Source organism: Modestobacter lapidis, from assembly GCF_054780755.1.
On sequence record NZ_BAAGVS010000005.1, the window covers coordinates 59970 to 81256 of the forward strand.

The following is a 21287-nucleotide window of genomic DNA, read 5'->3' on the forward strand; positions in this document are numbered from 1 at the left end:
TCCTTTCACAGTTCGTAGTCGGCGAACCGGGTGCGCAGGTCCTTCTTGGAGAACTTGCCGACGCTGGTCTTGGGCACCTCGTCGATGAACTCCACGGCGTCCGGCAGCCACCACTTGGCCACCAGCGGCGCGATGTGGTCGAGGATCTCCTGCTCGCCGGCGGTCTCCCCCGACTTGAGGACGACGCAGGCCAGCGGCCGCTCGTCCCACTTCGGATGCGGGACGCCGACCACGGCGGCCTCGGCGACCGCTGGGTGGCTCATGATCGCGTTCTCCAGGTCGACCGAGGAGATCCACTCCCCACCGGACTTGATCAGATCCTTGGTGCGGTCGGCGATCCGGATGTTGCCGAACGGGTCGAGGGCGGCGACGTCGCCGGTCTTCATCCAGCCGTCGGAGGTGGACAGCTCCGCGCCGGCGTCCGGGTTGTAGTACTCCTGCGCGCACCACGGGCCGCGGACCTGCAGTTCCCCGGTGGCGACGTCGTCCCAGGGCAGCTCGTCGATCGTGCCGGCCTCGACGATCCGGGCCTCGACGCCGATGAACGGGATGCCCTGGCGGGCCCGCTGGGTGGCCCGGGTGTCCTCGTCGGCGTCGTCGAACGCGCGGGACAGCACCCCGGAGGAGGCGACCGGGTGCGTCTCGGTCATGCCCCAGGCGTGCAGGATCGGTAGCCCGACCTGCTCGCGGTAGGCCTCCGACAGCGCCTTGGGCACGGCGGACCCGCCGCAGCCGATCTCCCGCAGGGAGTGCTCCCGGCCGGCCAGGTGCGGCAGCACGCCCTGCCAGATGGTCGGGACGCCGGCGGTGAAGGTGACCTTCTCGTCGACGATCAGGTCGGCGATCGCCTGCGGCTGCATCATCGCGCCGGGGAAGACCAGCGCCGAGCCGGCGGCGGGTGCGGCCTGGGCGATGCCCCAGGCGTTGGCGTGGAACATCGGCACGACCGGCATGGCGACGTCGCGGACGCTGAGCCCGAAGGCGTTGGGGGCGATGACCCCCAGGGTGTGCAGGAACGTCGAGCGGTGGCTGTAGACCACCCCCTTCGGGTTGCCGGTGGTGCCGCTCGTGTAGCACATCGAGGCCGCCGAGTTCTCGTCGGGAACGGAGAACTCGACCGGCTCGGCCGCGGCGAGCAGCGTCTCGTAGTCGAGCACCCGCGGGTCGTCGGGGATCTCGGCGTCGCCGCCGTCGTCCATGACGACGACGTGCCGGACCGTCGTCATGGTGTCGATCAGCGGCCACAGCAGCGGCAGGACCGTGCGGTCGACGAAGACCACCTCGTCCTCGGCGTGGTTGGCGATGTAGGTGAGCTGCTCGGGGAACAGCCGCACGTTGAGGGTGTGCAGCACCCGGCCGGTGCACGGCGCGGCGAAGTAGAGCTCCAGGTGGCGCGCGGAGTTCCAGGCGAAGGTCGCGACCCGGCCGTCGGCGCTGATGCCCAGGGTGTCCAGCACGCCACCGAGCCGCCGGGTGCGCTGCGCCCATTCGGCATAGGTGGTGCGCACCTTCCCGCCGGGGTTGTTCGTGACGATCGGGACGTCGCCGTGGTGCTGTTCGACGTGCCGGAAGATCGTGTCGACGGTGAGGGGGACGTCCTGCATCAACCCGCGCATGGCCGCATCGTGCCAGTGAGCAGGCTCACGTTCCACCACGGACGCGTCCCCGGGCCGGCGGCACCGGTCCCGGCCGTCACCCGTCCGGGGGAACGGGCGGGAGCGCCGCCGCCGGCCGGCGCCCGGATGAACGGGCCGTTACGCGACCGTGACGATCAACTTGGGGTGACGGGGTTGACGGACCACGGTTGTTAGCGCTCACACTGGGTCCGCCCGCACCGAGGTGGGCCTGCGCCATCGGGCGGCAGATGTCTCGAAGGAGAGATGTGGCAGTGAACAAGAAGCTGGGCCTGACCGCCCTGGGCGCCACGCTGGCGATCGGCCTCACGGCCTGCGGTGGCGAGGGCGCCGGCAGCAACACGGACACCGAGAACGCGGCTCCCGAGGACCTCACGATCGGTGTCTCGATGCCGACCGAGACCTCCGAGCGGTGGATCGCCGACGGCGCCAACGTCGAGGCGCAGCTCGAGGAGGCCGGGTACGACGTCAACCTCCTGTACGCCGGTGACGACATCCCGACCCAGATGCAGCAGATCGACCAGATGATCACCGAGGGTGCCGACGCCCTGATCGTCGCCGCGATCGACGGGACGGCGCTGAGCAGCCAGCTGGACGCGGCCGCCGACCAGGGCATCCCGGTCATCAGCTACGACCGGCTGATCCGCGACACCGAGAACGTCGACTTCTACGTCAGCTTCGACAACTACAAGGTGGGCGTCGCCCAGGGCACGGCGCTGCTCACCGGGCTGGGGATCCTCAACGAGGACGGCTCCGAGGGCACCGCCACCGGGCCGTTCAACGTCGAGCTGTTCGCCGGCTCGCTGGACGACAACAACGCGCACTTCTTCTGGGACGGCGCGATGGACACCCTGCAGCCCTACATCGACAACGGCACCCTGGTCGTCAAGTCCGGCCAGACCGGCATCGAGCAGGCCGCGACCCTGCGCTGGTCGCAGGAGACCGCGCAGAAGCGCATGGAGGACCTGCTCACCTCCAGCTACAGCGACGGCTCGGTCCTCAACGGCGTGCTCTCGCCCTTCGACGGCATCTCGCGTGGCATCATCACCGCCCTGCAGAACGCCGGCTACGGCACCCCGGAGAAGCCGATGCCGGTGATCACCGGGCAGGACGCCGAGATCGCCTCGGTCAAGCTCATCGCCGACGGTGTCCAGGACTCCACGATCTTCAAGGACACCCGGCTGCTGGCCGAGCAGGCCGTCGCCGCCGCGGAGGCCTACCTGGAGGGTGAGGAGCCGGAGGCCAACGACACCGAGACCTACGACAACGGTGTGAAGGTCGTCCCGTCCTACCTGCTCCCGGTCGAGACCGTCTACCAGGACAACATCCAGTCCGTCCTGATCGACTCCGGCTACTACACGGCCGAAGAGGTCGCCGCGGGCCAGACGGACTGACGTCCGTCTCCCAGTCCTGGCCGGGCTGGGCAGCACGGCTGTCCAGCCCGGCCGGAACCACCTCCCGACAACCCCACACAGCGCCGCACGCGCGCGACGAGGACGAGGACGACGGAGTCCATGGACGACCACATCCTGGAGATGCGTTCCATCACCAAGACCTTCCCCGGCGTCAAGGCGCTGGAGGACGTCTCCCTGGCGGTCCGCCGCGGTGAGGTGCACGCCATCTGCGGTGAGAACGGCGCCGGCAAGTCGACGCTGATGAAGGTGCTGTCCGGGGTGTACCCCAGCGGCAGCTACGACGGCGAGATCTCCTTCGACGGCGAGGTCTGCCGCTTCTCCGGCATCCGGGACAGCGAGCACGTCGGGATCGTGATCATCCACCAGGAGCTCGCCCTGGTCCCCTACCTCTCCATCGCGGAGAACATCTTCCTGGGCAACGAGAGCCGCGGTCGCGGTGGCCTGATCGACTGGAACAAGGCCCACGCCAAGGCGGCGGAGCTGCTGGCGTCGGTGGGCCTGAACGAGAACCCGGAGACCCCGGTCGGCCAGCTGGGTGTGGGCAAGCAGCAACTGGTCGAGATCGCCAAGGCGCTCTCCAAGGACGTCAAGCTGCTGATCCTCGACGAGCCCACCGCGGCGCTCAACGACACCGACTCCGCTCACCTGCTGGGCCTGCTCCGCCGGCTGCAGGAGCGCGGGATCACCTCGATCATGATCTCGCACAAGCTGAACGAGATCACCGCGATCGCGGACAACGTGACGATCATCCGGGACGGCCGGACCGTCGAGACGCTCAGCCTGCACGCCGGCGAGGTCACCCAGGACCGGATCATCCGCGGCATGGTCGGTCGCGACCTGGAGTCCTACTACCCCGAGCGGGAGTCGCACCCGGGGGAGGAGGTCCTCCGCGTCGAGGACTGGAGCGTCAAGCACCCGACCCAGGACCGGCTGGTCGTCGACCGCGCCGCCTTCGACGTCCGCGCCGGCGAGGTCGTCGGCATCGCCGGGCTGATGGGCGCCGGCCGCACCGAGCTCGCCATGAGCATCTTCGGCCGCTCCTACGGGCGGGACGTCTCCGGCCGGCTCTTCATGCACGGCCGGGAGGTCAAGGCCCGCAACGTGGCCGAGGCGATCGACAACGGCATCGCCTACGCGACCGAGGACCGCAAGAAGTACGGCCTCAACCTGATCGAGGACATCCGCCGCAACGTCTCGGCCGCCGGGCTCGGCAAGCTGTCCCGCCGCGGCTGGGTGAACGCCAACGAGGAGACCAAGGTCGCCGAGTCCAGCCGGCGGAACATGAACATCAAGGCGCCCAGCGTCTCCTCGATCGTGGGCAAGCTGTCCGGCGGCAACCAGCAGAAGGTCGTGCTGGCCAAGTGGCTGTTCACCGACCCGGACGTGCTGATCCTCGACGAGCCCACCCGCGGCATCGACGTCGGCGCCAAGTACGAGATCTACACGATCATCAACCAGCTCGTCGCGGCCGGGAAGGCCGTCGTCGTCATCTCGTCCGAACTGCCCGAGCTGCTCGGCATCTGCGACCGCATCTACACGCTGTCGGCCGGCCGGATCACCGGCGAGGTGCCGGTGCGTGAGGCCACCCAGGAGAGCCTGATGGCGCTCATGACCAAGGAGAGGGAGACCGCAGCATGACCAGGACCGTGCCTCAGGAAGAGGAGCTCAAGCCGGCGCCGGGTGCCGGCGCGCGCGGTGGGCTGCTGGACGACGGCTCGAACGACCTCCGGTCGCTGATCATCCGGAACCTGCGGCAGAGCGGGATCTACGTCGCCTTCGTGGCGATCGTCGCCCTCTTCGCGGTCCTGACCGACGGCACCTTGCTCAGCGCCGGGAACATCACCAACCTCGTCCTGCAGTACTCCTACATCCTGGTGCTGGCCATCGGCATGGTCATCGTGATCATCGCCGGGCACATCGACCTCTCGGTGGGGTCGGTGGTGGCGCTCACCGGGGCGGTCTCCGCCGTGCTGGTGATCCAGCAGGGTTGGCCGTGGTGGGCCGGTGCGCTGGCCGCCATCGCCGTCGGCCTGGCCGTCGGGGCCTGGCACGGCTTCTGGGTGGCCTACGTCGGCATCCCGGCGTTCATCGTGACCCTCGCCGGCATGCTGCTGTTCCGTGGCCTGACCCTGCAGGTGCTGGACAACGTCTCGCTGTCCCCGTTCCCGTCGCAGTACCGCGAGGTGGCCAGCGGGTTCCTCAACGGGCTGATCGGCGGCAACGGCTACGACGCCTTCACCCTGCTCATCGGCGCGATCGCAGTGGCCGGGTATGCGTTCGGCGCCTGGCGCACCCGCACCGCCCGGATCCGCTACGAGCAGCCGGTCGGCTCCATGGGCCTGTTCATCGCTCGGATCGTGCTGGTCGGCGTCGTCGTCATGGCCTTCGCCTGGCAGTTGGCGCACGCGCGTGGCCTGCCGATCGTGCTGATCATCCTGGGTGTGCTGGCCATCGTGTACGGGCTGGTCACCAAGCGGACCGTGTTCGGGCGCCAGGTCTATGCGATCGGCGGCAACCTGTCGGCGGCCACGCTGTCCGGGGTGAAGGTCAAGGCCGTCAACTTCTGGATCTTCGTCAACATGGGCTTCCTGACCGGGATCGCCGGGGTCATCTTCTCCTCCCGGTCCAACGGCGCCCAGCCCGGCGCGGGTGAGATGTTCGAGCTCGATGCCATCGCCGCCGCCTTCATCGGGGGGGCCGCGGTCACCGGTGGGGTCGGCACGGTGGTCGGCGCCATGGTCGGTGGCCTGATCATGGCGGTCATGAGCAACGGCATGTCCCTCTTGGGCGTCGACCAGTCGGTCCAGTCCGTGGTCAAGGGCCTGGTCCTGCTGCTCGCCGTCGCCTTCGACGTCTACAACAAGCGCCGCGCCGGCGCCGCCCGCTGAGTCCCGGTCGCCCGGCGCGACCGTGGGCACCCGGCCGGGCTGACCGTGCCATCCGATGGGCCGTCCCGGCCCCGACAGCATCGACGAGGGGGAGAACGGTGGAGCCCGAGGGGGCGACCCGAGCGCTGGTCATGTCCGACGTGGCCGCCCGGGCAGGCGTCTCGCACCAGACCGTCTCGCGCGTCGTCAACGGGCACCCGCACGTCGCCCCGGCGACCCGGCAGCGCGTGCAGCAGGCGATCGAGGACCTGGGGTACCGGCCGAACACCGCCGCCCGGGCGCTCGTCACCGGGTCGACCCGCACGTTCGGCCTGGTCACCTCGCACATCAACCAGTACGGGCCGGCGCAGACCCTGCTCGGCCTGGAGCAGGCCGCCCGCGCCGCGGGCTACTCGCTGAGCGTCGCCATCCTCGACGACGACAGCGAGGGGGCCATGCGCGAGGCCGTCGACCGGTTCGTCGCCCAGTCGGTGGACGCCGTGCTCGCGCTGTCCACCTACGGGCAGGCCGTCGAGTCGCTGCGGCGGTTCGAGGTGCCGGTGCCGCTGATCGCCGTCCAGGTCGGCCGGGACGAACGGCGGCCCACGGTGTGGGTCGACCAGGAGGCCGGCGCCGCGCTGGCCACCCGCCACCTGCTCGAACTCGGCCACCGCACGGTGCACCACGTGGCCGGTCCCGGCGACTCGATGGAGGCCCGCGGCCGGATCGTCGGGTGGCGCCGGGAACTGCTCGCCGCCGGCGCGGAGGTGCCCGAGGTGCTGACCGGCGACTGGTGGCCGGCGTCCGGCCACGCCGCCGGCCGCGAGCTCGCCGCCCGCATCCGCGGCCGCCGGGCCGGGGAGCCCGCGGTCACCGCCGTTTTCCTCGCCAACGACCAGATGGCCCTCGGCCTGCTCAACGCGCTGCACGGCGAGGGCCTGACGGTGCCCGGCGACCTGAGCATCGTGGGGTTCGACGACGTGCCCGAGGCGGCCTACTACACCCCGCCGCTGACCACCGTGCGACAGGACTTCGCCGAGCTGGGACGGCGGGGGGTCGAGCTGGTGCTGGCCCGGCTGGGCGGCGGGGACCACCAGGCCGAACCGGTCGAGCCGCAGCTCGTGGTGCGGTCGACCACCGGCCCACCGCCCTCCCCGAAGGGGCGGCGCGAGGCTCCGGTGGCGGCTCCGGCCGGCACGCGCGCGCTCGCAGCACCGGGTCGGCTGCCGCGCCGTGCGGCCGACCGGACCGCGGGCACCACACCTGTCACCGGTGGGCGGAAGGGGCTCCTGACATGACGACGGATGCCGGTGCAGCTATCACCTCGGGTCGCACGGCCCTGGGGATCGAGCTCGGATCGACCCGGATCAAGGCGGTGCTGATCGGCCCGGACCACGCTCCGCTCGCGGTCGGCAGTTACGACTGGGAGAACCAGCTCGTCGACCGGCGGTGGACGTACTCGCTGGCGGCCGTGTGGTCGGGGGTGCAGGGCAGCGTTGCGGCCCTGGCCGAGGACGTGCGGCGACGCCACGGGGTCGAGCTGGCCGGAGTGGGCGCCCTCGGCGTGTCCGCGATGATGCACGGCTACCTCGCCTTCGATGCCGACGGCGAGCTGCTCGCCCCGTTCCGCACCTGGCGCAACACGAACACCGGCCGGGCCGCCGAGCGGCTCAGCGCGGAGTTCGGCTGCAACATCCCGCACCGGTGGAGCGTCGCGCACCTGTACCAGGCGGTCCTGGACGGCGAGGAGCACGTCGGCCGGCTGGACCACCTGACGACGCTGGCCGGGTACGTGCACTGGCAGCTCACCGGCGAGAAGGTGCTGGGCATCGGGGACGCCAGCGGCATGCTGCCGATCGACGCCTCCACCGGCGGGTACGACGCCACGATGCTGGCCCGGTTCGACCAACTGGCCGCCGAGGCCGGGGTCGACCTGGACCTCGCCGCGCTGCTGCCCGCCGTCGCCGTCGCCGGCCGGCCGGCCGGCACGCTGACCGAGGCGGGGGCGCGGCTGCTCGACCCGATCGGGCGGCTGCGTCCCGGAATCCCGCTCTGCCCTCCCGAAGGGGATGCGGGCACGGGGATGGTCGCGACCAACTCGGTCGCCCCGCGCACCGGCAACGTCTCCGCCGGCACCAGCATCTTCGCCATGGTCGTGCTGGAGCGGGAGCTCTCCGGGGCCCACCGCGAACTGGACCTGGTCACCACGCCGGCCGGCGACCCGGTGGCCATGGTGCACTGCAACAACGGGGCCAGCGAGCTGGACGCCTGGGCCGGGCTGTTCGCCGAGTTCGCCCGGGCGATGGGTGTCCGGGCCGGCCCGTCGGAGGTCTTCGAGACGCTCTTCACCGCCGCGCTGGGCGGTGCGAGCGACGGTGGCGGGCTGCTGGCGTACAACTACCTCTCCGGAGAGCCGATCACGGACTTCGAGGAGGGCCGGCCGCTCTTCCTGCGGTCCCCGGACAGCAGGTTCGACCTCGGCACCTTCATGCGGGCGCAGCTGTTCGCGTCCCTGGCCACCCTGCGGATCGGCATGGACGTGCTGCAGAAGACCGAGGGGGTGCGGCTGGACCGGATGTTCGCGCACGGCGGCCTGTTCAGGACCGAGGGCGTGGCGCAACGCTTCCTGGCTGCGGCGATCGACACGCCGGTCGCCGTCGGGGACGCCGCGGCCGAGGGCGGCGCCTGGGGGATCGCCGTCCTCGCCGCCTTCGCCACCCGGCGCGCGCCGGAGCAGGGCCTGGCCGACTACCTGGACACCGCCGTCTTCGCCGGCACCGCGCTGGAGACCGCCGAGCCCCGGCCGGACGACGTCGCGGGCTTCGACGCGTTCATGCGGCGGTACGTCGCCGCGCTCCCGGTCGAGCGGGCCGCCGTGGAGCACGTGGGCATCGGGACGACCGCCGCCGCACCGATCGAGGAGCACGCATGACCAGCCCTGCCGAGCACGGCACCCACCGCGTCCAGCGTGAGCACGTCGCCGCGCTGCACGCCGAGCTGACCCGCTACCAGCTGGTCACCTGGACCGCCGGCAACGTCTCCGAGCGGGTGCCCGGCGAGGACCTGTTCGTCATCAAGGGCAGCGGCGTCTCCTACGACGAGCTGACCTGGGCGGGCATCACCGTCTGCGACCTCGACGGGGCCGTCGTCGACGGGGCCAGGGCGCCGTCGTCCGACACCGCGGCGCACGCCTACGTCTACCGGGCGATGCCGCAGGTCAACGGCCAGGTGCACACCCACAGCCCCTACGCGGCGGCCTGGGCGGCCCGCGCCGAGCCGATCCCGTGCGTGCTCACCGCGATGGCCGACGAGTTCGGCGGCCCGATCCCGGTCGGCCCGTTCGCCCTCATCGGCGACGACTCGATCGGCCAGGGGATCGTGGCCACCCTCGCCGGGCACCGCTCGCCGGCGGTGCTGATGCAGAACCACGGCGTCTTCACCATCGGGCCCTCGGCCAAGGCCGCGGTCAAGGCCGCCGTCATGACCGAGGACGTCGCCCGCACCGTGCACCTCTCCCGCCAGCTGGGGGAGCCCGTCCCCATCGCGCAGGCCGACATCGACAGCCTGTACGCGCGGTACCAGAACGTCTACGGACAGCGATGACGAAGGAGCAAGAGGTGGCGTTCGACGGACTCGAGGTCTGGTTCCTCACCGGCAGCCAGGGGCTGTACGGCGAGGAGACCTTGCAGCAGGTCGCCGGGCAGTCCCAGCGGGTGGCCGCCGTGCTGGACGACGCCGACGCCGTCCCGGTGCGGGTGGTCTGGAAGCCGGTGCTCACCGACGCCGGCGGCATCCGCCGGATCATGGGCGAGGCCAACGAGGACCCGGCCTGCATCGGCGTCATCACCTGGATGCACACCTTTTCCCCGGCGAAGATGTGGATCTCCGGGCTCGACGCGCTGCGCAAGCCGCTGCTGCACCTGCACACCCAGGCCGACGCCGCGCTGCCGTGGGCGACGATCGACATGGACTTCATGAACCTCAACCAGGCCGCCCACGGCGACCGCGAGTACGGGTTCATGCTCACCCGGTTGCGCACGCCGCGCACCACGGTGGCCGGGCACGTCGGCAAGCCGCGGGTGCAGGCCCGGGTCGGGTCCTGGGCCCGGGCCGCGGCCGGCGCCGCCGCCGCCCGCGGTCTCCGGCTGGCCCGGTTCGGCGACAACATGCGGAACGTCGCGGTCACCGAGGGCGACAAGGTCGAGGCGGAGATCCGCTTCGGCATGTCGGTGAACACCTGGGGCGTGAACGACCTGGTCGAGGTGGTCGACACCGTCGGCGACGCCGCGGTCGACGCGGTGGTGGCCGAGTACGGCGACCTGTACGACATGGACGACGACCTGCGCCCCGGCGGCGCACGGCACGACAGCGTGCGCTACCAGGCCCGGGTCGAGGTCGCGCTCCGGTCGTTCCTGACCGACGGGGGCTTCGGCGCGTTCACCACCAACTTCGAGGACCTCGGCGGGCTGCGGCAGCTCCCCGGGCTCGCCGTCCAGCGGCTGATGGCCGACGGGTACGGCTTCGGCGGTGAGGGTGACTGGAAGACCTCGGCGCTGCTGCGGGTGCTGAAGGTCGCCGCCGCCGGGCTGCCCGGCGGCACCTCCTTCATGGAGGACTACACCTACGACCTGGCCGCGGACACCCCCAGGATCCTCGGCGCGCACATGCTGGAGGTCTGCCCCACGATCGCCGGCGAGCGGCCCCGGCTGGAAGTGCACCCGCTGGGGATCGGCGGCCGGGAGGACCCCGCGCGGCTGGTGTTCAGTGCCGCACCGGCCGCCGGCATCACGGTGGGCTGGTCGGACCTGGGCGACCGGTTCCGCTGGGTGGCCAACGAGATCGACGTCGTCGCGCCGTCCGAGCCGCTGCCCAACCTGCCGGTCGCGCGCGCGGTCTGGGAGCCCCGGCCGGACTTCGAGACGGCGACCGAGGGCTGGCTGACCGCCGGCGGGCCGCACCACACGGTGCTGTCGACCCAGCTCGGGGCCGACGAGCTCACCGACCTGGCCGAGGTGTTCGGGACCGAGCTGGTGCTGATCGACGCCGACACCACGCGGCGCAGCCTGGCCCAGGAGCTGCGCTGGAGCGCGGCCTACCAGCGGCTGGCCCAGCGCCTCTAAGCGACCGTCGCCCGGGCGCGGTGGCGTTGGCCTGATCCTACCGACGGTAGGATCAGGCCATGAGTCCAGAGGCGTCCCGGGCGCTGGCCGTTGCTCCCGAGAAGCCGCCCCGGCGGCCGGCCGGAACAACGGGGGGTGCCTTCACGAAGGTCAGTGTGACGATGCCCGAGCACGTCCTGGCCGAAGCCCGTGCGCGGGCGGACAAGGGTGGCCTCTCCGCGTATCTGACCGCCGCCGTGGAGGCGTCGTTGGCAGCTGATCGGTTGCGGGATCTGCTCGACGAGCTGGACGCGGAGCACGGCCCCGTGCCGGAGGCCCTGGTCGCGGAGGCGGAAGCCGCATGGCCCAGAAGCACGTGACCGCCCCCGGGACGCTGTTCCTCGACTCGGAGGGCATCAGCAAGGCAGCTGTCGGTGACGTCGGGGTGCGGGCCTTCCTGCAGGCCGCCGAGCGGCGGGGTGCCCGGGTCGTCGTGTCGGCGCTGAGCCTGACCGAGACGCTCGGAGGTGGTCCGCGGGACGCAAAGGTGCGCCGCGTCATCAAGGCCGTGGACGTCGTCCCGGTGACCGAGGAGAGCGCGAAGGAAGCCGGCCGGCTGTTGGGCACCGTCGCCACCAGGAACGACGCGACGGTCGACGCGAACATCGCGGTCGCAGCAATGGTTCAGCCCCGCCCGCTCATGCTGCTGACCTCGGACCCCGTCGACATGACCGCATTGACGGCGGCGCATCCGCACATCGTGATCACACACATCTGATCGCGGCTCCCCGGACAGCTGACGGGAGCGTGCGGAGCGGCCCGGGATCACACCGTGAGGATCACCGGCAGTTCCCGGAGCCCGCGGATGACGAACTCGGGACGACGCCGCGCCGGGGCGCCGAGCTCCAGCGCCGACGTGCGCCGCAGCAGCGCGCCGAAGGAGGCCTGCAGCTCCACCCGGGCCAGCGGGGCGCCGATGCAGAAGTGCACGCCGGCGCCGAAGGTGATGTGCGGGTTGTCGGTGCGGCCGACGTCGAGGGTGTCGGCGTCGGCGAACACGGCGGGATCGCGGTTTGCCGCGCCCAGCAGCGCAGCGATCTTCTCCCCAGCCTGCACGGTCACCCCGCCGATCCCGATGTCCTCGGTGGCGGTGCGCTCGAACAGCTGCAGCGGGGAGTCGTAGCGCATCAGCTCCTCGATCGCCGTCGGCAGCAGGGCGGGGTCGTTCCGCAGCCGCTGCAGCTGGTCCGGGTGCTCGAGCAGCGCCAGCAGCCCGTTGCCGCTGACGTTCACGGTCGCCTCGTGGCCGGCGTTGAGCAGCAGGATGCAGGTGGTGACCAGCTCGTCCTCGGTGAGCCGGTCGCCGTCGGAGTCGCGCACGGTGACCAGGTGCGACAGCAGGTCCTCACCGGGCGCGGTGCGCCGCTGTGCGGCGAGCTCGCGCAGGTAGCCGACGAACTCGGCGGCCGCCCGCTCGGCGTCGTCCTCGACCTGCGTCGTCCGGCCGTACTCGTACATCTTCACGATCGCGTTGGACCACGGCCGCAACAGCGGCCGGTCGGCGTCGGGCACGCCGAGCAGCTCGGCGATCACCGCAACCGGCAGCTCCTCGGCCATCCCGCTGAGCACGTCGACCGGCGTCGAGCCGCCGGAGCGCGCCACCAGGCCGTCGACCAGCGAGTCGGCCAGCTCCTGCACCCAGGGCCGCAGTCGCTCGACGTGCCCGCGCGCGAAGGCGGTGCTGATCAGCCGGCGCAGCCGGGTGTGGTCCGGCGGCTCCATCTCCAGGATCGCGTTGCGGTGGATCAGGTTGAAGCTGCCGAACCGCTCGGCCGGCTCCTTGTCGCGCCAGATCCGGCCCAGCCGGCGGTCGCGCAGCACCGCGTTGGACTCCGCGTGGGTGAACGCCAGCCAGAGGCCCATGCCCTCGTGCCACTGGACGGCAGCTTCGGACCGGGCCCGGGCGAACGCCGGATACGGGTCGGCGACGACGGCCGGGTCGGTCAGGTCCAGGGGAGTCACGGGAGGGCAGCCTAATGAAAGGACCGCCTCGTCCCCCGCCACTCGCAGGCTCGTGACGGGACCCCGCGAGGCGGCCACCTACGCTGACAGCCATGGTCTCCCGCAAGCGCTCCGCCGCCCCCGCCGCCCCCGGGGAGGTCAACCCCAAGGCGCCGTGCCCCTGTGGTTCGGGCCGCCGCTACAAGCACTGCCACGGCTCGGGGTACGCCCCGCCGGTGCGCCGTCCCTTCGAGGGGCTGCCCGGCGAGGCCGACTGGATCGCCCTGCGCGAGCTGGTGCCGGCCGCCACCGCGCCCCTCACGACGACGGCCGGCCGGCGCATCACCCTGGCCAGCGTGCTGCCCGGCGGCGCCCCCGCGCTGGTCCGCGCCAGCGGCGAGATCCTGCTGGGCCTCCAGCTGCCCACCTCCTCCGACGACGTCAGCCGCGACATCGGGACGGCGCTGGCCGCCGCCCTCGAGGCGCCGGCCGGCGCGCCCGTGGACCCGGGCCCGATCGGCGGCGCCGGGTCGGCCGGTCCGCGGCTGCAGGAGCTGCTCGACCCGAGCGCCCCGCTGGACGTCACCGTGCACGACGACTTCGAGTTCTGGCTGGAGGGCACCGACCCCGGCCCCGCCGCGCGCCGCGGTCTGGAGCAGGCCAACGAGGCGGTCATGCCCACCGTGCGGCTGGCCGGGCTGGACGCCGCCTACTGGTGCCAGCCGGCCGCCGACCGCGCCCACGTGCGGTGGGTGCGGCCGGAGCCGGAGGAGCGGTTGCTCGACGCGCTGGCCCGGCTGCGCGCCGCCGAGCAGCTGACCCTGGGCGAGGACACCCGCTACGCCGGCGCCTTCCGCGCCCACGGCCTCGTCGTCCCGGTCTGGGACGTGCCGGCCGGGACGCCGGGCGCCGACTGGGCCGGCCCCGCCACCGAGCTACAGGCGGCGCTGGAGGCCGCGTTGCGCCTGGACTCCCCGCTGACCGCCGACGAGCGGCGGTCCCGCGCCGGGCTGCTGTCCCGCCAGGTCACCCTCCGGTGAGGCCTACCGTGAGGGCGGTACCGAGGGGCTGAGGAGGAGCAGGCGTGGAGCACGAGCACGGCAGCATGGGGCACGTCCTGCCGGAGCCGCCGCCCACCCTGGGGCGGCTGCTGGCCCTCGACCTCGGCTACGCCTCCCCGGTCGCCTGGCTGGCGCTGGTCCTCGCCGCCGTCTACCTGGCCGGGGTCTGGCAGCTGCACCGGCGTGGGATCGCCTGGCCGGTGCTGCGCACCGTCGCCTTCCTCGCCGGCGCCGCGAGCGTGTTCCACGTCTGCGCCAGCGGCCTGCAGTCCTACGGCATGGGCCTGTTCAGCGTGCACATGGTCCAGCACATGGTGCTGACGATGCTCTCGCCGCTGGGCCTGCTGCTGGGCGCGCCGGTGACCCTCGCGCTGCGGGTGCTGCCCAGCAGCCAGGGGACCTCCGGGGTGCCGCGCCGGCTGCTGCTGGCCGGGCTGCACAGCCGGCTGGGCCGGTTCGTGTCGCACCCGCTGTTCACCGTGCCGCTGTTCATCGCCAGCCTCTACGGCGTCTACTTCACCCCGGTCTTCGACGACCTGATGGCCACCACCCCCGGCCACACGCTCATGCTGCTGCACTTCCTGGTCACCGGGCTGCTGTTCTTCGGGCCGATCCTGGCCGTCGACCCGTGGCCCCGGCGTTCCGGGCACGGCGGCCGGATGCTCGAGCTGCTGCTGCCGGCGCCGTTCCACGCGTTCTTCGGCGTCATCGTGATGATGAGCAGCAGCCTGCTGCTGACCAGCTACTCCTCGATCCCGGAGGCCTGGGACATCGACCCGCTGTTCGACCAGGGCTGGGCGGGTGGCATCGCCTGGTCGTTCGGCGAGTTCCCGACGGTGATCGTGCTGGCCATCGTCTTCGTGCAGTGGAGCCGCTCGGAGGACCGCGCCAACCGGGCGGCCGAGCGGGCCCGCGAGCGGGCCATCGCCCGCGGGGAGAGCGGTGAGGACCCGGCGCTCACCGCCTACAACGAGAGGCTGCGCCGGCTGGCCGCCCAGCAGCCCTGAACGGAGTGGATCCGTCGGCGTCACGCCGACGAATCCGCCGCTCCACGACGAGTGCCCAGCGCCTCGACCAGGTCGGTGCGGGCCCGGGCGACCCGGGAGCGGATGGTGCCGATCGGGCAGCCGGCCACCTCGGCGGCCTCGGCGTAGGGGAGCCCCATCAGCTGGGTGAGCACGAAGGCCTCGCGGCGTCCGGGGTCGAGCCGGTCGAGCAGGTCCTGGGCGGCGACCGTCCCGGCCACCTCGCCGGCCGGGACGTCGCGCGCCAGGCCGGCCAGGTCGGTGTCCTCGCCGACCAGGACCAGCGGGCGCCGCTGCTTGGCCCGCACGTGGTCGGCGCACACCCGGCGGGCGATGGACAGCAGCCACGTCCGCAGGCTGGCGCGGCCCTCGAACCGGCCCAGCGCGGGCAGCGCCCGCAGGAAGGTCTCCTGGGTGAGGTCCTCGGCGACCTGCCGGTCGGCCAGGTGCGCGCACAACCGCCACACGTCGGCCTGGGTCGCGCGCACCAGGGCCGCCTGCGCGTCCCGGTCGCCCGCGCCGGCCAGCGCCGCGAGACGTTCCAGCTGTCCCACGTCGCCCTCCGGGAACTCCTCGGCTGTCGCCGCCGACTATGCCAGCGTGACCTGTGAACCCTTCCGCGAGGCGATGTCCGCCCAGCTGGACGGCGAGTCGCCGGGGATGCCCGCGGCCCGGGTCGACGAGCACCTGACCGGCTGCGCCGCCTGCCGGAACTGGCAGCAGGCCGCGGCCGAGGTGACCCGCCGGGTGCGGCTCGTCCCGGCTCCCCGGGTGCCGGACGTGAGCGCGGCCGTGCTGGCGGCCCTGCCGGCCGGTTCCCGGGGGATCCGGCGCCGGTGGGTGGACGCCGGGCTCCGGCTGGCACTCCTGGCCGTCGGTGCCGGTCAGCTGGCCGTGGCCCTGCCGGCGCTGACCGGCGGCGCGGAGGCCGCGATGTCGGCGCCCCCGCACCTGGTCAACGAGACGGCGGCGTGGAACCTGGGTCTGGCCGCGTGCTTTCTCGTCGTCGCCGCCCGCCCGCGGCTCGCGGCCGGCTCGCTGCCGTTCCTACTGCCGTTCACCGCCGTCCTCGCCTGGGTGACCGTCGGCGACCTGGGTGCGGGGCACGTGCACGTCGAGCGCGCCGGGGTGCACCTGCTGCTGGTCGGCGGGGCGGTCCTGGTGGGGTTGCTCGCGCTGCGCGGCCGGACCGGGAGTGGCGGTCCGGTCGGGGCCGGCGTTCCGCGGTGGCCGTCGTCCCGGCGGGCGGCGTGGCCGCGCCGGAGCGCCGCGGACGGCCTCGTCCCGCTGGTCCGGGTCGCCGGCCCGACGTACCGGTCGGGTGCTCCGGCCGCGGAGCGCCCGGCTGCGTGACCCGGCGGCCGGGCAGCCGCGCTGCTACCGTCACCGGCCCGACGAGGACCGAGAAGGAGACCCATGGAGCGTCGTCCCCCGGCTGTGCTGCTCGCCCTCCTGCTCCTCGCGGCCGGGTGCACCGGCGCCGAGGCCGAGAACGGGGCGGAGCCGGCGGCCGCCGCGAGCACCCCCGTCCGGGACGTCGAGTGGGGCGCCTGCGGGTTCGACGTGCCGGCCGGGGTCGACATCGAGTGCGGGACGCTCGAGGTGCCCGCCGACCGGGCCGAACCCGACGCCGGCACGATCGACCTCGCCTTCGGGATCGCCCGCTCCACGGCTGATGCCCCGGCCGACGACCCGGTCGTCTACCTCTCCGGCGGGCCGGGCCAGGGCGCGCTGGAGTTCGTGCCGCTGGCGTTCGGCCAGCTGTACGAGCCGCTGACCGCCACCCGCGACCTGGTGATCCTCGACCAGCGGGGAACCGGGCTGACCGAGCCGTCGCTGGCGTGCGACGAGTACAGCTCGTGGGTCCGGGAGACGCTGGGGTCCGATCTTCCCGAGGAGGAGCTGGCGGAGCAGGCCGTCGAGTCCCTCGACACCTGCCGGCAGCGGCTGCTCGACGAGGGCATCGACCTCGCCGACTACAACAGCGCCGCGTCCGCCGCCGACCTCGACGACCTGCGCCGGGCCCTGGAGTACGAGGAGTGGAACCTCTACGGGATCTCCTACGGCACGCGGCTGGCGCAGACCGCCATGCGCGACACCCCCGGGGGCATCCGCTCGGTGGTGCTCGACGCGGCGTACCCGATCGACGCCGACCTGTACGGCGAGGCGCCGCGGAATGCTGCCCGGGCGATGGAGGCCCTCTTCGACGTCTGCGCGGACGACGCCGGGTGCGCCGAGCGCTTCCCCGACCTGGAGCAGACGTTCACCGGCCTCGCCGAGCAGTTCGACGCCCAGCCGGTACCGGTCACCCTGCTCGACCCGACCACCGGCCAGCGGGTGGAGAGCGAGCTGGACGGCGCCGGGCTCACCGGGTTCCTGTTCCAGAGCCTCTACTCCACCGAGCTGGTGCCCTTCCTCCCCGAGATCATCGACGCGGCGGCGGGCGGGGACGTCGGCACGATCGGCCTGCTCCTCAGCGCCTTCGCCCAGCAGCTCGACCTCGTCGCCGTCGGCCAGCAGCTGGCCGTGCAGTGCCAGGAGGAGGTGCCGTTCAGCAGCGAGCAGACGGTCGCCGCGGCCGCCGACGACCACCCCCTGGTCGAGGGCTTCTTCGAGAGCGCACCGACCCTGGGCGCCGGGATCTTCGACGTCTGCGCCACCTGGGACGCCGGTGAGCCGGGGGAGGCGGAGAACGAGCCGCTGGTCAGCGAGATCCCGACGCTGGTGCTCGCCGGCGACCTCGACCCGATCACGCCCCCGCGGTGGGGGGAGTCGATCAGCGACGACCTGCCCAACAGCTTCTTCTTCTCCTTCCCCGTCACCGGGCACGGATCCGTCGCCGTCCACGAGTGCGCGGTGCAGCTGACCTCGGCGTTCCTCGACGACCCCGGTGCTGCACCGGATGCCGCCTGCATCGAGCAGATCGACGCACCGGCGTTCACCGCCGACTCCGTCGCCGTCGAGATGGCGTCGTGGCAGGCCGAGGACGGCGGAGCGGCCGGGGTGCGGCCGGACGGGTGGACCGAGGTCGTGCCCGGGGTGTTCCAGGCGTCGCCGCTGGTCTCCCTGATCCAGCAGGTCGTCCCCGGGGTCACCGCCGACCAGCTGCTCCAGCAGCTGGGCGCGCAGCTCGGCACCGGCTCGCCCCCGGAGCCGGTGGGGCAGCTGCAGTCGCCGTTCCTCACCTGGGACCTCTACCGGGTCGACGACCTCGGGCAGCGGGTCGACCTGGCCCTGGCGCAGCACCCCGGCGGGCTGGCGCTGGTGCAGCTCACCGCCAGCCCGGAGCGCAGCGACGTCTACCGCGAGCAGGTCTTCCTGCCGGCCGTGCAGGCCTTCGCTCCGGCAGCCTGACGTCGGGCCGGCACCGGAACGGGTTCCCGCCGGAGCCCGTCAAGGTGCCTGGCTTGCCCGTGCTCCTGTGGTGTCGGTCACACCCGCGGCGCTAGGGTCGCCGCACCGGGCACGGACACCGGGCTGTGCCGGTTCCATGGAAGGGACCGCTCGATGACGTTCCGCACCCGCCGATCGACGCTGGTCGTCGCGACCACGTCGGCCGCCCTCGTCGCCGCCGGCCTGGTGGCCACCCCCGCCGGTGCCACGACCGACCCCGATCCGTCCTCGTTCGCCTCCGGCGTGACGACCAAGGAGGTGCTGCGGCACCTCGAGGCCCTCCAGGACATCGCCGACGAGCACGGCGGCACCCGCGCCTCCGGCACCCCCGGTTACGACGCATCCGGCGACTACGTCCAGGGCCTGCTCGAGGACGCCGGCTACGACGTCGAGCGGCAGCCCTTCGACTTCGTCCACACCGAGACGATCGCCGCGACGTTCCTGGTCGGGGCGGCCCCGGTCGAGGTCATCGTCATGGAGTACTCGCCGTCGACGGCCGAGGGCGGCGTGACCGCCCCGCTGCGGGCGCTCCCCGCCGACGATCCGACCCCCGGCTGCGAGCCCACCGACTTCGACGGCTCGGTCGCCGGGACGATCGTGGTGGTCTCCCGCGGGGTGTGCGCCTTCGGCGACAAGCAGGCCCACGCCACCGCGGCGGGCGCCGTCGGCGTCCTGGTCTCCAACAACGAGCCCGGCCCGCTGGTCGGCACCCTGGGCGGTCCGGTCGAGGGCGCGCCGGCCGGTGGCATCAGCCAGGAGGACGGCGTGGCGCTGCGCGCGCAGCTCGCCGCGGACCCGGCGCTTCCCGGCACCCTCGACCTCCGCCAGCTCCGCGAGAACCGGACGACGTTCAACCTGATCGCGCAGACCCCGCACGGCGACCCGGACAACGTGGTCATGCTGGGTGCCCACCTGGACTCCGTCGTCGAGGGCCCGGGTATCAACGACAACGGCACCGGGTCGGCCGGCGTGCTGCAGACCGCACTGGAGCTCGCCTGGCTGGGGCAGCCGACGCAGAACGCGGTGCGGTTCGCCTGGTGGGGGGCCGAGGAGTCGGGGTTGCTGGGCTCGCTGGAGTACGTCGCCTCGCTGGACGAGGCCCAGCTCGCGCAGATCACCGGCTACCTCAACTTCGACATGATCGGCTCACCGAACTACGTCATCGGCGTCTACGACGCCGACCAGTCCACCTACCAGGCGCCCGTCGCGGTGCCGCCGGGCTCGGAGTCGCTGGAGCAGGTGTTCACCGACTACTTCGACGGCACGGGCCAGCCCTGGGTGGACACGGAGTTCTCCGGCCGGTCGGACTACCAGGGCTTCATCGAGGCGGGCATCCCGGCGAGCGGGCTGTTCACCGGGGCCGACGATGTGAAGACCGAGGAGGAGGTCGCACTCTTCGGCGGCACCGCGGGAATTCCGCACGACCCGAACTACCACGCGGCCGCGGACGACCTGGCCAACGTGGACCTGAAGGCGCTGAAGATCAACAGCCGGGCGATCGCGTTCGCCACGCTGAGCCTGGCCACCGACCCCAGCCCGCTCGACCTGACCGACAACGGCTGAGGGAGCTCCGCTACAGCGGGTCGCGGAACACCGGGCAGGACATGCACCGCGGCCCGCCCCGGCCGCTGCCCAGCTCCGACCCCGCGATCCGCACCACCTCGATGCCGGCGGCCTCGAGCGCGGCGTTGGTGACGGTGTTCCGCTCGTAGGCGACGGCCAGCCGCGGGGCGAGGGCGAGGGTGTTGTTGCCGTCGTCCCACTGCTCGCGCTCGGCGGTGACCGGGTCCAGCCCGGTGTCGATCAGCCGCAGCCGGTCGATGCCCATCGCCGCCGCGGCGGCGACGAGGAAGGGCTGCGGCCCGGACACCGCCAGCTCGGTGGTGTCGGCGTCGTCCGGCGCCTGGTCGCCGGCGGTGACCGTCCAGGCCAGCAGGGTGTCGGCCACCGCCGGGTACATGACCATCGCGTCGACGTCGACCATCGTGCAGATGGTGTCCAGGTGCATGGTCGCCCGCTCCTGCGCGATGGGGACGACGAGCACCGTGTGCACCAGCCCGCGGGCGAACACCCGCCGGGCCAGCCGCTCGGCCCCGCCGGCCGTCGTCCGCTCCCCGACCCCGACGGCCAGCACGCCCGGCGCGAGCAGCAGCACGTCGCCGCCCTCCAGGTGCTCCAGGTCGGCCCCGTAGAGCGGCTCGACCCCGGCGAAGCGCGGGTGGTGGGCGTAGACGGCCGCGGTGAGCGCACTCTCCCGGTGCCGGGCGGGCATCGCCAGCGAGGTGACCGCGACCCGGTTCCCGATCCACACCGAGGAGTCGCGGGTGAACATCAGGTTGGGCAGCGGCGGGACGACGAACTCCCCGCGGCCCATCAGCTGGTAGGCCAGCCCCCGCCCGCCGCGCAGCTCGTCGTGCGCCACCCCGGTGACCAGCGCCCGGGCCAGGTCATCCGGGGCCAGCCCGTCCAGGTGGGCGGTCGTGGCGTGCTGCAGCGTCGCGCCGAGGCGCGGGTCGTCGACGGCGGCGGCGATGGCGGCGGCCCGCGCGGCCGGCGCGGCCAGCACGTCGGTGAGCAGCCGGTCGAGGTGCAGCACCTCGACCCCGCGCGCGGTCAGTTCGGCGGCGAACGCGTCGTGCTCCTCCTGGGCCCGGGCCACCCACGGGACGCCGTCGAAGAGTAGTTCGTCGTTGTTGCGGGGGGTGAGCCGGCGCAGCTCGGCGCCGGGCCGGTGCAGCAGCACGGTGCGCAGCCGGCCGACCTCGCTGGTCACCTGGTTCCCCGTCATGCGC

General features: G+C 72.9%; 18 protein-coding genes. 14 read left to right on the top strand and 4 right to left on the bottom strand.

The window, feature by feature from the left end; all coding sequences use genetic code 11:
- Nucleotides 1–5 precede the first annotated feature (5 nt).
- Complete coding sequence (locus ACYVG5_RS08710) at nucleotides 6–1616, bottom strand: long-chain fatty acid--CoA ligase (RefSeq protein ID WP_222049001.1); 1611 nt, start codon at nucleotides 1614–1616, stop codon at nucleotides 6–8.
- Nucleotides 1617–1888: 272 nt separating this feature from the next.
- Between ACYVG5_RS08710 and chvE the strand changes: the two genes are divergently transcribed.
- The 9 genes from chvE to ACYVG5_RS08755 all read left to right on the top strand — a co-directional run bounded on the left by chvE (nucleotide 1889) and on the right by ACYVG5_RS08755 (nucleotide 11793).
- Nucleotides 1889–3028, top strand: a complete 1140-nt coding sequence (gene chvE, locus ACYVG5_RS08715; RefSeq protein ID WP_222049000.1) for a multiple monosaccharide ABC transporter substrate-binding protein — start codon at nucleotides 1889–1891, stop codon at nucleotides 3026–3028.
- Nucleotides 3029–3148: 120 nt separating this feature from the next.
- Nucleotides 3149–4687 (top strand): multiple monosaccharide ABC transporter ATP-binding protein, encoded by a 1539-nt coding sequence (gene mmsA / locus ACYVG5_RS08720; RefSeq protein ID WP_222048999.1) that lies wholly within the window; start codon nucleotides 3149–3151, stop codon nucleotides 4685–4687.
- Nucleotides 4684–5937: a multiple monosaccharide ABC transporter permease gene (gene mmsB, locus ACYVG5_RS08725; RefSeq protein WP_222048998.1), complete on the top strand. Its 1254-nt coding sequence runs from the start codon at nucleotides 4684–4686 to the stop codon at nucleotides 5935–5937. Before mmsA ends, mmsB begins: the two co-directional genes overlap by 4 nt.
- Before the next feature lie 98 nt (nucleotides 5938–6035).
- Nucleotides 6036–7214 (top strand): LacI family DNA-binding transcriptional regulator, encoded by a 1179-nt coding sequence (locus ACYVG5_RS08730; protein ID WP_460683100.1) that lies wholly within the window; start codon nucleotides 6036–6038, stop codon nucleotides 7212–7214.
- Nucleotides 7211–8848, top strand: a complete 1638-nt coding sequence (locus tag ACYVG5_RS08735) for a xylulokinase (protein WP_222048997.1) — start codon at nucleotides 7211–7213, stop codon at nucleotides 8846–8848. Before ACYVG5_RS08730 ends, ACYVG5_RS08735 begins: the two co-directional genes overlap by 4 nt.
- Complete coding sequence (locus ACYVG5_RS08740) at nucleotides 8845–9519, top strand: L-ribulose-5-phosphate 4-epimerase (RefSeq protein WP_222048996.1); 675 nt, start codon at nucleotides 8845–8847, stop codon at nucleotides 9517–9519. Before ACYVG5_RS08735 ends, ACYVG5_RS08740 begins: the two co-directional genes overlap by 4 nt.
- A 14-nt stretch (nucleotides 9520–9533) precedes the next feature.
- Nucleotides 9534–11036, top strand: a complete 1503-nt coding sequence (araA, locus tag ACYVG5_RS08745) for an L-arabinose isomerase (protein ID WP_460683101.1) — start codon at nucleotides 9534–9536, stop codon at nucleotides 11034–11036.
- 161 nt (nucleotides 11037–11197) lie between these two features.
- The gene (locus ACYVG5_RS08750) at nucleotides 11198–11395 is read left to right on the top strand and encodes a hypothetical protein (protein WP_222048994.1); all 198 of its coding nucleotides are present in this window, start codon (nucleotides 11198–11200) and stop codon (nucleotides 11393–11395) included.
- Entirely contained in the window at nucleotides 11377–11793 is a 417-nt protein-coding gene (locus ACYVG5_RS08755) for a type II toxin-antitoxin system VapC family toxin (protein WP_222048993.1), read from the top strand. The genes ACYVG5_RS08750 and ACYVG5_RS08755 overlap by 19 nt, the downstream gene beginning before the upstream one ends.
- A 47-nt stretch (nucleotides 11794–11840) precedes the next feature.
- Here the strand turns inward: ACYVG5_RS08755 and ACYVG5_RS08760 are convergent, their stop codons facing one another.
- A complete protein-coding gene (locus ACYVG5_RS08760; protein WP_222048992.1) occupies nucleotides 11841–13037 on the bottom strand; it encodes a cytochrome P450 in 1197 nt (398 codons plus the stop codon).
- A gap of 92 nt (nucleotides 13038–13129) precedes the next feature.
- Here ACYVG5_RS08760 and ACYVG5_RS08765 point away from each other — a divergent pair, with 92 nt between their 5' ends.
- A complete protein-coding gene (locus tag ACYVG5_RS08765) occupies nucleotides 13130–14056 on the top strand; it encodes a DUF5926 family protein (protein WP_222048991.1) in 927 nt (308 codons plus the stop codon).
- A gap of 44 nt (nucleotides 14057–14100) precedes the next feature.
- A complete protein-coding gene (locus ACYVG5_RS08770; protein ID WP_222048990.1) occupies nucleotides 14101–15084 on the top strand; it encodes a cytochrome c oxidase assembly protein in 984 nt (327 codons plus the stop codon).
- A gap of 20 nt (nucleotides 15085–15104) precedes the next feature.
- On the opposite strand, the gene ACYVG5_RS08775 is transcribed toward ACYVG5_RS08770, so the two are convergent.
- Nucleotides 15105–15656 (bottom strand): sigma-70 family RNA polymerase sigma factor, encoded by a 552-nt coding sequence (locus tag ACYVG5_RS08775; RefSeq protein WP_222048989.1) that lies wholly within the window; start codon nucleotides 15654–15656, stop codon nucleotides 15105–15107.
- 46 nt (nucleotides 15657–15702) lie between these two features.
- On the opposite strand from ACYVG5_RS08775, the gene ACYVG5_RS08780 reads away from it, so the two are divergent.
- The 3 genes from ACYVG5_RS08780 (at nucleotide 15703) to ACYVG5_RS08790 (ending at nucleotide 20058) form a co-directional block, all read left to right on the top strand.
- On the top strand, nucleotides 15703–16455 hold the full coding sequence (locus tag ACYVG5_RS08780; protein ID WP_222048988.1) for a zf-HC2 domain-containing protein: 753 nt from the start codon (nucleotides 15703–15705) through the stop codon (nucleotides 16453–16455).
- A 63-nt stretch (nucleotides 16456–16518) separates the two neighbouring features.
- Entirely contained in the window at nucleotides 16519–18456 is a 1938-nt protein-coding gene (locus ACYVG5_RS08785; RefSeq protein WP_222048987.1) for an alpha/beta fold hydrolase, read from the top strand.
- 153 nt (nucleotides 18457–18609) lie between these two features.
- Nucleotides 18610–20058: a M28 family metallopeptidase gene (locus tag ACYVG5_RS08790; protein WP_222048986.1), complete on the top strand. Its 1449-nt coding sequence runs from the start codon at nucleotides 18610–18612 to the stop codon at nucleotides 20056–20058.
- Nucleotides 20059–20068: 10 nt separating this feature from the next.
- On the opposite strand, the gene ACYVG5_RS08795 is transcribed toward ACYVG5_RS08790, so the two are convergent.
- Nucleotides 20069–21283, bottom strand: a complete 1215-nt coding sequence (locus ACYVG5_RS08795; protein ID WP_222048985.1) for an arginine deiminase — start codon at nucleotides 21281–21283, stop codon at nucleotides 20069–20071.
- Between the last annotated feature and the right edge of the window lie 4 nt (nucleotides 21284–21287).

What these genes read in the sequence shown, in the direction of transcription:
- ACYVG5_RS08740 (WP_222048996.1), top strand. Translation starts at nt 8,845, where the DNA reads ATGACCAGCCCTGCCGAGCACGGCACCCACCGCGTCCAGCGTGAGCAC.
- ACYVG5_RS08790 (WP_222048986.1), top strand. Translation starts at nt 18,610, where the DNA reads ATGACGTTCCGCACCCGCCGATCGACGCTGGTCGTCGCGACCACGTCG.
- ACYVG5_RS08765 (WP_222048991.1), top strand. Translation starts at nt 13,130, where the DNA reads ATGGTCTCCCGCAAGCGCTCCGCCGCCCCCGCCGCCCCCGGGGAGGTC.
- ACYVG5_RS08710 (WP_222049001.1), bottom strand. Translation starts at nt 1,616, where the DNA reads ATGCGCGGGTTGATGCAGGACGTCCCCCTCACCGTCGACACGATCTTC.
- mmsA (WP_222048999.1), top strand. Translation starts at nt 3,149, where the DNA reads ATGGACGACCACATCCTGGAGATGCGTTCCATCACCAAGACCTTCCCC.
- ACYVG5_RS08735 (WP_222048997.1), top strand. Translation starts at nt 7,211, where the DNA reads ATGACGACGGATGCCGGTGCAGCTATCACCTCGGGTCGCACGGCCCTG.
- mmsB (WP_222048998.1), top strand. Translation starts at nt 4,684, where the DNA reads ATGACCAGGACCGTGCCTCAGGAAGAGGAGCTCAAGCCGGCGCCGGGT.
- ACYVG5_RS08750 (WP_222048994.1), top strand. Translation starts at nt 11,198, where the DNA reads ATGCCCGAGCACGTCCTGGCCGAAGCCCGTGCGCGGGCGGACAAGGGT.
- ACYVG5_RS08795 (WP_222048985.1), bottom strand. Translation starts at nt 21,283, where the DNA reads ATGACGGGGAACCAGGTGACCAGCGAGGTCGGCCGGCTGCGCACCGTG.
- ACYVG5_RS08755 (WP_222048993.1), top strand. Translation starts at nt 11,377, where the DNA reads ATGGCCCAGAAGCACGTGACCGCCCCCGGGACGCTGTTCCTCGACTCG.
- ACYVG5_RS08785 (WP_222048987.1), top strand. Translation starts at nt 16,519, where the DNA reads ATGGAGCGTCGTCCCCCGGCTGTGCTGCTCGCCCTCCTGCTCCTCGCG.